The 11,566-nt window shown below is 39.1% G+C and carries 8 protein-coding genes; all 8 read right to left on the bottom strand.

Translation table 11 applies throughout. The features are described 5' to 3' along the window. Window positions 1-57: 57 nt before the first annotated feature. Window positions 58-1,671: a glycoside hydrolase 43 family protein gene (locus tag KI430_RS00180; RefSeq protein WP_248876288.1), complete on the bottom strand. Its 1,614-nt coding sequence runs from the start codon at window positions 1,669-1,671 to the stop codon at window positions 58-60. A 145-nt stretch (window positions 1,672-1,816) separates the two neighbouring features. Further along, complete coding sequence (locus tag KI430_RS00175; RefSeq protein ID WP_248876287.1) at window positions 1,817-3,535, bottom strand: glycoside hydrolase family 43 protein; 1,719 nt, start codon at window positions 3,533-3,535, stop codon at window positions 1,817-1,819. Window positions 3,536-3,771: 236 nt separating this feature from the next. Then, window positions 3,772-6,237: a glycosyl hydrolase family 95 catalytic domain-containing protein gene (locus KI430_RS00170; RefSeq protein ID WP_248876286.1), complete on the bottom strand. Its 2,466-nt coding sequence runs from the start codon at window positions 6,235-6,237 to the stop codon at window positions 3,772-3,774. A gap of 4 nt (window positions 6,238-6,241) precedes the next feature. Next, the gene (locus KI430_RS00165; protein ID WP_248876285.1) at window positions 6,242-7,540 is read right to left on the bottom strand and encodes an MFS transporter; all 1,299 of its coding nucleotides are present in this window, start codon (window positions 7,538-7,540) and stop codon (window positions 6,242-6,244) included. Between the two features lies 1 nt (window position 7,541). Next, window positions 7,542-8,180 carry a bifunctional 4-hydroxy-2-oxoglutarate aldolase/2-dehydro-3-deoxy-phosphogluconate aldolase gene (locus KI430_RS00160; protein WP_248876284.1) on the bottom strand — a complete coding sequence of 213 codons (639 nt, stop codon included), beginning with the start codon at window positions 8,178-8,180 and terminating at the stop codon, window positions 7,542-7,544. Continuing rightward, a complete protein-coding gene (locus KI430_RS00155; protein WP_248876283.1) occupies window positions 8,177-9,184 on the bottom strand; it encodes a PfkB family carbohydrate kinase in 1,008 nt (335 codons plus the stop codon). The genes KI430_RS00160 and KI430_RS00155 overlap by 4 nt, the downstream gene beginning before the upstream one ends. 2 nt (window positions 9,185-9,186) lie before the next feature. Next, window positions 9,187-10,605: a glucuronate isomerase gene (uxaC, locus tag KI430_RS00150; RefSeq protein WP_248876282.1), complete on the bottom strand. Its 1,419-nt coding sequence runs from the start codon at window positions 10,603-10,605 to the stop codon at window positions 9,187-9,189. A 112-nt stretch (window positions 10,606-10,717) separates the two neighbouring features. After that, window positions 10,718-11,533: an SDR family oxidoreductase gene (locus tag KI430_RS00145; protein ID WP_248876281.1), complete on the bottom strand. Its 816-nt coding sequence runs from the start codon at window positions 11,531-11,533 to the stop codon at window positions 10,718-10,720. Window positions 11,534-11,566: the final 33 nt, after the last annotated feature.

The raw sequence follows: 11,566 nt of genomic DNA, 5'->3' as shown, positions 1-11,566 counted from the left end.
TGCAAAAAAGATTGAGAGCGGAAGGCGGATAAAGCTGCCCAAATTATTCAACTCTAATTATTCCGAACTTATATTCACTCTGAAAAAATCAACATCTACAAAACCTCCCAGATTTTTGGTTGCATAATTGAAAATTGCAAATTTGGAACCCATAAAAAATCTCCGGTAATCGAAAATCATTTTGTAATCTTTTGCCATTTCGGTCCAGTTTTTTTGGTCGGTGCTGTAATAAAAATTAGCCAAATCTTTTCCGAGATTAAAATCGGCATCAATTTTAAAATAAACTTTGTCCGAGTTTAATGGGATTCTCTTTTTTTCATCTTTTTTAACACCTGTAACCGCCTTCGTTTTATTATCTAAACTGACTTCATTCGTTGAAAAAACAATAAACTTCTTACCATTTTCCATTACCACAGACAAAATCCCGGAATCGCCGTTGAACGCACTGAAACCTGCTACATCGCCGTCTTTCATCCCTTTCACATCCAAAGCCACTATGCCGCTGGATTTCGGGCCTTCCATTCTTTGGGTCAACGTATTCGGAGCGAGGTACAGATTATCGACGACTCTATTCGTTTTTAACCTTAAAAAGCCTTTCCTATCGGATAAAGACCAAGCTGTGTTGACAGGATTATGATTCCACTGCCACTGAATTTTCATTTTTTTGTCAGAAAATTCATCACTTTCTACCAAATGATTTTTTGGTTTAAATGGAGCGAATGGAACTTCACCTGTCAAAGGTACTTTTCCATTATTACCTAAAATTGGCCAGTCGTTTTCCCATTTCACAGGAAGCAAAATCGGAACTCGTCCTACTCCATTTCTGTCCTGGAAAATCAGTGAATACCAATTTCCATTTTTATCGTCAATCAAAGCACCTTGTCCGGCGTAGGAAAATCCAAGAAAATTGTCTTCAAGAATAACTTTTTTCTCATAAGGTCCGGTAACTTTATCAGCTCTGTACACTTCCTGACGACGTTTTCCGCCTCTTGGCCAGGAAATCATCATCATATAATATTTTCCGTCTTTTTTAATGATTTGGTTACCTTCCAAAAGTCCGGTTTCCGATTCATCTTTCTGGAAAACTTCCGTTCCGTCCTGATTTCCGATAATGGTTTTAAAATCCGGGCTCAGCTCAAAAACTTTGTTGGAAGTAAAAACGTAAACTCTATCATCATCATCGAAAAGCAAAGATGCATCGTGAAAATGTCTGGTTCTCGTGATGAGTTTCCAATTGCCTTTTTCAGGATTGTCGGTGACATAAAAATAGGATTTGAAAGGCTCATCATTCGGGGAAAACAGAACGTAATATTTCCCTTTGTGATAACGGATGGAAGAAGCCCATTGTCCACGTCCGTAAACGCTTCCGTCAATCAAATCGTATTTTGAATTATCATTTAGTGTATCAAAAACATAGCTCGACATTTCCCAATGGACCAAATCTTTGGAATGCATTACCGGAGCGCCCGGCATCAGGTGCATAGTGGTGCTTATCAGGTAAAAATCGTTGCCGCTTCGTGTGATTGACAAATCCGGTGCATCTGCCCAGATAATTGGGTTCCTGAATGCCGTTGTCTCCTGTTTTTTTACAGGATTTACCTGGGCTGAAAGAAGATTCAGCCCGATACATCCCAAAAAAGAAACTATATAAAATGGTTGATTAATTTTCACGGTTTTGATATTTTGGTTTGGTTTAATTCAATACAATTTTATCAATTGCGTCGGGCTTTAGCAAAACTTGTTGTAAATTTTGGCTAAAGCCGAATTGAACATTCTTCTTCAAAACGGGCTAAAGCCCGTTCCTATTGATTTTATATTATTTAGGCACAATATCATTAGAAGAAGTACTATACAATCCTATCAAACTTCCAGTGAAACCGCCTGCAACATCGGTAGAAAGGATATCTCCTGAAACCGGACCGCCCAAATTTTTAAAGTTTTTCCCGTCTACAGAATAATTAAAACTAATATTATCTTTCTCGCCAACAGCCTGGAATCTGATAGTCTTACCTAATGAAATTTTCTCGCTGGCAATGAGTTTTGAACTTCCTTTTTCGGTTCTTTCCAAAACAATGTAGAAATCTTTGTCTTTTTTGGTAATTCCAAAAACGTAATTGAATGTTTCGCTTTGGTAGAGTGTAATTCCAGCCAATTCTTTTTCAGATTTCGGTTTATAATCCAACGTTACGGAAGTTTCAAAATCTTCGTGCTGCAATCTGTGGAACAAAGATGAAATCGGAGCCAACGCTTTGATATTTGTCTCCATCGGGTTCACTTTAACACCCGTTTTTGTAGTCGTAATGAAGTTTTCACGCGGCCCACGCATTGCAATCCAACGGAAATCGAGGTTTTTATCGGTCAGTTTATCATTATACGTGAAATTTCCGTTCGGGAAGAATCCGTTTTGTCCGGTTTGGTTCTGAACACCTTGCGGCATTTTCAATTTCGGCTTCATCGGAACCAAGCCATTTTGAAACACAGGATAAGTTCCGCTCCAATCCACCGGAAGAATGAAGGTTTCTCTACCGTGATTTACACGTCCTTTTTCGTTGGGACGAATGGCTAAAAATACGCCGTACCATTGTCCGTTCGGGCCTTCCACCAAATCGGCGTGACCTGCCCAATCTACTTTTTCCTTTCTGTCTCTCGGAAAATATCTTTGGGTGAGAATTGGGTTGTTTTTAGCGGGAACAAATGGTCCTTTCGGAGAATCTGCCATAAAAATAACTTCGCTGTGGTTGCCTCCGGTTCCGCCTTCCGCACACATCAGGTAATATTTTCCTTTATACTTGTACAAATGCGGGCCTTCAATCCAAATTGGCTTTTGAGAAAGGTCAACGCCACCGTTTACAATAATTCTGTCTGAACCTGCAACCACCTGGTCTTTTTCCAAATCGTAGTCCCACATTTTGATGACGCGGTGACCTTGATACTGCTCGGTTCCTTTTGGTGGAGCGTCGTTGTGAACGATGTAAGCTTTTCCGTCATCATCAAAGAAAATGGCAGGATCGATTCCGTCGAAATTCAGTTTCTGGACTTCGCTCCAGCCTTTTGCCGGATCTTTGGTTTTTACGACCATATTGCCGACTCCGCCCGCGATTTGGGTAGTAATCATATAAAAGGTATCATTGTACTTGTTGTATTTGATATCCGGCGCGTAAATTCCCTGAGAAACGCCGCCTTTTTCAACTTTCAACTGGGAAGGCCTGTCGAGAACGTGCCCAACCTGTTTCCAATTTACCAAATCTTTAGAAGTGAAAATCGGAACTCCTGGAAACATTGAGAAAGAAGAATTAACCAAGTAATAATCTTCGCCTTTTTTGGTGATACTCGGGTCGGGATAACAGCCCTGAAGAATCGGGGAATAGAATTCGTCTGATTTCAAAGGATTGTCGTTGTATATTTTGTCGTTTCCTTTATATTGAAAATCGGTAAATGTCTGGGCAGAAATATTGCTTACAGAAAGTAGAGCTGCTGCTGCAAAAATGCTGGTCTTGTTTTTTAGGAAATTGGATTTCATTGTTATCTTTTTCATATATAATTTTTTATTTAATTTTTTGTTGAACCCTTTCAGGGTTCGTGGTTTATTTTCACATTGTCCCACAGGTTTCACCTGTGGCTATTGTTATTAAACCCTCCGGGTTCATTTTATAGGATTTCATCCTATTCTCGTTTAAATCGTCCCCTCGGGACTTTGATTCACATTTAAATTTTGGCTAAAGCCAATTGTTTGATTCATTTGTTAAACGGGCTAAAGCCCGTTCCTATTAATCAGCTTTTCATTTTCAGTTTGTATGTTTTTCCTGCTTCAGTCGGGAAATCGTACATTACCGATTTTTTTATTTCTATAGGATTTAATTTAGCTTCACTGGAAATCATTGGTTGCTTAATTTCAGGGGTTTCAAAAAAAGGATTCGGGTTATTGCCTTCTGCTTTTTTCAATTTTACATTTCCTTTTAATTCCATTTCGTTCGGAATTCTTATTCTGCAGTTTCCGCCTAAATTTGATTTTATAGTGATTTCCTTCGCTTTATTATTTTCCCAAACAATGTTGACTTCAAAACCGCCGTAGGTTTTCAGGCCTGCAATTTTTCCGTTTTTCCACTCGTCTGGAAGTGCGGGAAGAATGTCGATGAAACCATTTTGAGTTTGCAAAAGCATTTCGGTAATTCCTGAAGTGCAACCAAAATTTCCATCTATCTGGAACGGCGGATGTGCGTCGAAAAGATTCGGATAAGTTCCGCCTTTGCTGCCCCAGCCGTCTTTTTCTACCAGCGTTAATTGGTCTTTGATTAATTTATTGGCGTGATTTCCGTCTAATAATTTTGCCCAGAGATTGACTTTCCAGCCCATACTCCAGCCTGTGGAAACGTCGCCACGATGAAGTAAAACGGTTTTGGAGGCATCCAACAATTCAGGTGTCGTAAAAGGATTGATTTGGTTGGATGGAAACAATCCGTAGAGATGCGAAACGTGCCTGTGATTATCTTTCGGATTGTCCCAGTCTTCTGCCCATTCCTGCAATTGACCATACCTTCCGATTTTCATCGGTGGTAATTTTGAAATGATATTGTTCCAAACCGGGATTTTATCTGAGTCTATATTAAGAATTTCTGCCGCTTTTTTTGTCTTCGTAAAAAGGTCAAACATCAGCTGATTATCCATCGTATTTCCTGCTGCCAAAGCACTTCCCTGATGTCCGTCCGGAATATTCTCGGGAGACATTGAAGGACTCACAACAAGCCAATGATGCGTCGGTTCTTCTATCAGAAAATCTTCATAGAATTGAGCAGCGGATTTTAGAATTGGATAAATGGATTGAAGATAATTTTTATCGCCATTGTACAAATATTTTTCCCAAAGATGCTGGGAAAGCCAGGCTCCGCCCATCGGCCACATTCCTGCGTTGGCAAAATCTACAACGCCTGTGATTCTCCAGATATCCGTATTGTGATGTGCGACCCAACCGCGGCTTTTGTACATCGTTTTTGCCGTTTCTTTTCCGGATTCGTTTAAGTCTTTTACCATCCGAATCAGCGGTTCGTGCATCTCGGAAAGATTGGTCTTTTCGGCAGGCCAGTAATTCATTTCCGTGTTGATGTTGATGGTGTATTTGCTGTCCCAGGCGGGTTTGTTGGAATTGTTCCAGATTCCCTGGAGATTGGCTGGCTGACCGCCCGGCTGTGAGGACGAAATCAGGAGATAGCGACCAAACTGATAATATAACGAAATCAATTCCGGGTCGTAATGGGTTGCGAAATTTTTAATCCGAATGTCGGTTGGTTGTTTTGCTGCTTCGGAAGTTCCTAAGTCGAAATCGACTCTTTTGAAATACGTCTGATAAGCATTCTGATGATTTTGGAATAAGGTTTTGAAATTTTTCTTTTCTGCTTCGGAAATATATTTTTTACTTTTTGAAACTTCGTCTGTGTTTAAAGTTTTGTAATCTGTGAAATTGGTCGCTATGGAAATTAGAATCAGTACTTCATCAGCATTGCTTACCGAAATTCCATTACTCAAAACTGCCGTTTTTCCACCTTTGTTGATAATTTTTGCGATGGCATTGAATTTAACCTGACCCTGAATTCCATCCAAAGTTGAAGACAATCCGTCCATTTGCAAGGTTTTAGAATCAATGGCTACGATGTTTTTCTTAAGTTCGCTGTTGAAATTGGTTGTGAAATTCAGTGCATTTTTTTTGTCCGAACTTAATTTAATTACAATAACATTATCAGGAATTGAAGCGAACACTTCCCTTTTGAAATTAATTCCGCTGGAAATAAATGTCGTAGTTGTGATTGCTTTTTCGATGTCTAATTCCCTGTAATAATTTTTAACATCATTAACATTACTAAAATCAAGCGTAAAATCACCAATATTCTGATAGGCCGAACCGTGAAGGCTTTTCGCTGTCAATCCTTTATCCGCAAGAATCTGAGCTCTTTTGTAATTTCCGTTAAATAAATAATACCGGATAGAATCCAACACTTTTGATCCATCAGGATTATCATTCCGGGAAGGTCCGCCCGACCAAAAAGTACCTTCGTTCAGCTGAAGTTTTTCCTGAGAAGGGCCGCCAAAAACCATCGATGCTAATCTTCCGTTTCCAACCGGTAACGCTTCTACCCACTGTTTGGCGGGTTTGTCGTACCAAAGCTTGTTCTTTCCTCCTTTTTGAGCAAAGGAAAATCCGCTTAGGAAAAGACAGAAGGTTAATATGGAAAACTTGAAGTTCATTTTTTTAAATTTTCTTTTCTGAGACAGAATTGACGGTCGTATTTCTATTAATCAACCAAATAATTCCCCAAGCTGCAATGTAAGAAACACCAGCTATGAAAAATATGATATTGTAACCACCATTGATATTTCCCGCTTTTTTGAATGTATCCAAAACAATTCCGATGAAAAGTGGAAAAAGAATTCCGGCAGCTGACCCCAGCATTCCGCCAAAACCAATGACCGAACTCACATAATTATTAGGTAATTTATCGCCAACTGTTGTCATCAGATTCGCGCCCCAACCCTGATGTGCAGCTGTTGCAAATGCAATTACAACCGTTATCATCCACATATTATCCAGGTATTTTGAAAATATCACCGGAACTACCAGCAATGCAAACAATAGCATTGTAAAATTCCGGGCTCTGCTGATTTCCCAGCCCTTCTTGATTAAAGCAGAAGACAAATAACCGCCGCCAATACTGCCTATTGTTGTTCCTCCATAGATTAAAATCAATGGTAATGAAGGTTTCGTCAAATCCATTTTAAAAACGTCTGCGAAATAAGCCGGAAGCCAGAACATAAAGAAATACCAAATCGGGTCGGTAAGGATTTTTCCGATGGCAAAAGCCCAGGTTACTTTATATTTTAATAATTCCGAAAGCGGAACTTTGGACTGTTCTTCCGTTTGTCCAGCCTGATCACTTTTGATGTATTGAAGTTCTTCCTGACTTAGATTTTTAGTTTTTTCCGGAATATTGTAAAATCTCCACCACAAAACAATCCATAATAAACCCAATGCGCCAATCCAGACAAAAGTTTCTCTCCAGCCATAATGCCCTAAAATAAAAGGAACAAGAAGCGGTGCTAAAATGGCTCCAACTGTTGCACCCGAATTGAAAATTCCGGTTGCTAAGGCTCTTTCTTTTTTCGGAAACCATTCGGCGACAGATTTTATGGCTGCCGGAAAATTTCCCGCTTCACTAATTCCCAAAGTACTTCTCGCAATTAAAAATCCGACTGTACTTTTCACAAAACCGTGCCCGATAGACGCTAAACTCCAGACTATCAAAGAAACTGCATAACCAATTTTAGTTCCTACTCTATCTATGAATCTTCCCATTGCGAGATAACCGACAGCATAAGTCGTCGTAAAAGCCATCACAATGTAGCTGTAATCCTTCTCGTCCCAGCTGAATTCCTTTTCCAGAACAGGTTTTAGCAAGCCCATTACCTGACGGTCGAGATAATTGATGGTCGTTGCGAGAAAGACCAGAGACAGCATAAACCATCTCAGATTCTTTTTTTGTGGTGCCTGCATCTTATTTTTTATTTAAGAGGGATAATAATTGTTCAACTTTTTCTTTTAACTGTTCATCGGAAAATTCTTTTTTGACCAAAGCACTTCCAAGTCCGACTGCAACTGCACCTCCGCTCATCCATTCGGAAATATCCTGAGCGTCTGCATGGATTCCGCCTGTCAGCATAAATTCCATTTCCGGGAAAACCGGAGAAATCGATTTGATGTAATTTTTCCCGGCCAAATCCGCAGGAAAAACCTTTACCATTCTCAATCCGTTTTGATAAGCGATATTAATCTCCGACGGGGTGAAACATCCCGGAATCAACAGAATATTTTTGTCAACGGAATGTTTTACCAGTTCTTCATTAATGATTGGCGTAATGATAAAATCAGCTTTTGCATCAATGAAAGCATCCATTTCTGAAATATTTTTCACTGTTCCGATTCCTAAAGAGAGTTCCGGAAATTCTGTTACTGCTAATTCTTTCAGTTTTCTGAAATTTTCTAAAGCTAATTCCCCACGATTGGTATATTCTACCGCACGGATTCCTGCTTCATAAAGCGATTTTACAATCGATTTTGAAACTTCGAAAGAATCATTGTAGAACAAAGGAATTATTTTCTGTTCTTTTATTTTCTGTATGATATTTAAACTCATAAATTTTCGATATTAATTGTTTCATTGATGGTGTCGCCTTGTACAAAAAGTTTTTTGAAAGCCACTTTTACAGCATCATCCAGGATTTTTTGGATTGAATTTCCTTTTATGCTTCCGTGAATCAAAGCTGCCATAAAGGAATCGCCGCTGCCGACTCTTTCCAAAATCTTATCCGAATAATATTGCTCTGAAATGAATAATTTCTCTTCAGAATATATAGTCGCAAAATAATTGACCTCATCACCTTTTGTGAATCGGAATGTGTTGGCAATCAATTCTACATTCGGATATTGTTTCTGAATTTCTGAAGCTGATTTTTCAGCTTGTTTTAGAAGGTTCTCATCATTAAAATTTCCATTCAATTCATATTCGATTGGGATATTTAAGAATTCCTGAATCGACCAGATATTTCCCATTAAAACCTTAACAAATGGCATTAGTTGAGAGATTTTATCGTAAGGATTCTGATGCTGCCAAAGTGATGCACGGTAATTCAAATCCAGAGAAACTTTGATATTTCGGGCATTGGCTTTCTTCATCAAATCAAGACATTTCCGGAAAGCGTTCTCGCTCAAAGCAGGCGTAATTGTACTGATATGAAGCCAGGTTACATCCTTAAAAACTTCGTCATCAGAAAAACCTGAAAAATCCGACTCTGTGAAAACTGACGGGAAACGGTCGTAAATGACTTTCGCATTCTGCATATCGCCATCAAAAGGAAGGTAAAAAGCTCCCATCCTGCCATTTGACTTCTCTGCAAGAACTTTTATTTTGTCATCATTTAATTTTAATTCCAACTGATTGCCGAGATAATTTTCCGGCAATGCAGAATACAGAGAAACATGATTTCCCCATCTCGAAAGTGCCGAAGCAACATTATACTCAGCTCCGCCAACGTAAATTTTGAGAGCTTGATTTTTCAGCCAAGTTCCTTCAGAATCCGGAGCGAAATGCAAAAGCAATTCGCCGAAACATAAAATTTTATTTGAAGTCTCCTGAGCCATTCTTAAAAATTGAAATAGTTTTTCGCATTATAATAGCAGATATCCTGAATGATTTTTCCCACCCATTTTTCGTCATCGGGAATAAGACCTTTTTCCATCTCGTTTCCGAACATATTACAAAGCAATCGTCTGAAATATTCGTGTCTCGAGAATGACAAAAAACTTCTGGAATCGGTTAGCATTCCGACAAATGTGCTGATAAGTCCAATATTGGAAAGCGTGTTCATCTGTTTTTGCATCCCATCCAGCTGGTCCAGAAACCACCAGGCAGCGCCGAACTGTACTTTCGACTTGATTCCGGATTCGTTGAAATTGCCTGCAAGAGAAGCCAGAACTTCATTATAAACCGGATTCAGATTGTAAATAATTGTTTTTGCAAGCTTACCTTCGGAATTGAGCTCGTCAAAAAGAATGCTCATTCTTTGTGCAAAATATTGTTCTCCAATTGCATCAAAACCTGTATTTGCTCCGATATTTTTCAGCGTCAGGGAATTGTTATTTCTGGTTGCGCCAACGTGAAACTGCTGAACCCAGCCTTTATCAGAATACATTTTACAGAGCTCTTTCAAAAGAAATCCGCAAAGCGCATCCGGATTGGAAAATGTAAGTTGGTTACCTTTTAGAAATTCTGAAAATTCTTTTTCTAAATCCGAATTCCACCGGGTCGTGTCCGGAAAATATTCTAAGCCGTGGTCTGAAACTTTGGCGCCAATCTCATCAAAGTAATTGATTCGGGATTCAAGCGCGTTTAGTAAATCTGAAACTGAATTAATATTGATTCCTGAAGCTTTTTCAAGTTTTTTAATATTGAGGATATAAGATTGTGGATCAATAATGTTGATGTAAACATCCGGACGAAAGCTTGGTAAAACCGTTGTATTAAAGTTACTTGCTTTTAATTCTTTATGATAATCCAGATTGTCAGCAGGGTCATCTGTTGTACAAATTGCTTCGACTTTATAATTTTTGAGCAGATTCTGTGGCGTAAAGCCGGGTTGCTGTAAAGCATCCTGCATCGAGCTGTAAATTTCGTCCGCATTTTTGCCAGACAAATATTCCTTAATCCCGAAAGAATTTTTTAGCTCCAGATGTGTCCAGTGAAACAAGGGATTCCGAAGCGTGTAAGGAACCGTTTCTGCCCATTTTTGAAATTTTTCCTCGTTGGTTGCCTGTCCGGAAATGAATCGCTCGTCAATCCCGAAATTTCGCATCGCACGCCATTTGTAATGGTCACCATCCAGCCAAATCGCTGTCGGAGAACGGAAATTCTGATTATTTGAAATGACATCAGGCTCCAGATGATTGTGATAATCGATAATCGGCATTCCTTCCGCATAGCCAAAATAGAGATTCTCCGCCTTTGCCGATTCCAGCAAAAATGATTCTCCGAAAACTTCTATTTTGCTTGTGAAATAATTCATTTTTAAATTTAAATTGATTTTGACTTTTGTGAAAAATCTTTAAAAACAAGACCTTAACTATGAGAAAATCATTAAGGCCTTGCTCACTATATAAAGAAAATAATATTCAATTTTAAACGCCACTGAATGCACTGAAACCACCGTCAACAGGTATTAAAGCTCCGGTAATGAAGCTTGCGGCATCTGAACAGAGAAACTGTACTGTTCCATTGAGTTCCTCCACTTCTCCGAATCTTTGCATTGGTGTCTTGGCCATTACTTTTTTGCTTCTATCTGTTAAAGATCCATCCGGGTTCAGTAAAATGGCACGGTTCTGATCTCCTATGAAAAATCCGGGAGCAACGGCATTGACACGGATTTTATCTCCAAATTTTAAAGCTAAATCAGAAGCCAGCCATTGTGTAAAATTGGTGATTGCTGATTTGGCTGCCGAATAACCAGCTACTCTTGTAATCGCCGAATAAGCTGCCATAGACGATATATTGACAATACTGCCATTTCCCTGCTCTGCCATCACTTTTCCGAAAACATAGCTTGGATAAACGGTTCCGTTGATATTAAGATCAGTTACCTCATCCCATCCACTGATGTTCATATCGAAAAATGACTGCTCTGGAGATAATGTTGCTGAAGGAATGTTTCCTCCGGCAATATTCAGCAAAATATCTATTTTACCATACTTTTCTATGATTTTCTTTGATGCGTTTTCAAGACTTTCGATGTTCATTACATTCGCTTCAACGGCAAATGCATCACCTCCTAAATCTGTAAGTTCCTTTACACGGGAATCCAGCGTTTCCTGATTTCTTCCCAAGGCAACTACTTTTGCTCCGGCTTCGATAAAGCTTTTGGCAAGGCTTCCTCCCAAAACGCCGGAAGCACCTGTAATGACCGCTACTTTATCTTTTATGCTGAATATTTCGTTCATTTTTAATTATTGATAAATGATGATTGATAAATG

Source organism: Epilithonimonas zeae, assembly GCF_023278365.1.
GTDB classification, from domain to species: Bacteria; Bacteroidota; Bacteroidia; order Flavobacteriales; family Weeksellaceae; genus Epilithonimonas; species Epilithonimonas zeae_A.
This window is presented reverse-complemented; position numbering and strand designations above follow the sequence as displayed.

What these genes read in the sequence shown, in the direction of transcription:
- KI430_RS00175 (WP_248876287.1), bottom strand. Translation starts at nt 3,535, where the DNA reads ATGAAAAAGATAACAATGAAATCCAATTTCCTAAAAAACAAGACCAGC.
- KI430_RS00170 (WP_248876286.1), bottom strand. Translation starts at nt 6,237, where the DNA reads ATGAACTTCAAGTTTTCCATATTAACCTTCTGTCTTTTCCTAAGCGGA.
- KI430_RS00165 (WP_248876285.1), bottom strand. Translation starts at nt 7,540, where the DNA reads ATGCAGGCACCACAAAAAAAGAATCTGAGATGGTTTATGCTGTCTCTG.
- KI430_RS00160 (WP_248876284.1), bottom strand. Translation starts at nt 8,180, where the DNA reads ATGAGTTTAAATATCATACAGAAAATAAAAGAACAGAAAATAATTCCT.
- KI430_RS00155 (WP_248876283.1), bottom strand. Translation starts at nt 9,184, where the DNA reads ATGGCTCAGGAGACTTCAAATAAAATTTTATGTTTCGGCGAATTGCTT.
- uxaC (WP_248876282.1), bottom strand. Translation starts at nt 10,605, where the DNA reads ATGAATTATTTCACAAGCAAAATAGAAGTTTTCGGAGAATCATTTTTG.
- KI430_RS00145 (WP_248876281.1), bottom strand. Translation starts at nt 11,533, where the DNA reads ATGAACGAAATATTCAGCATAAAAGATAAAGTAGCGGTCATTACAGGT.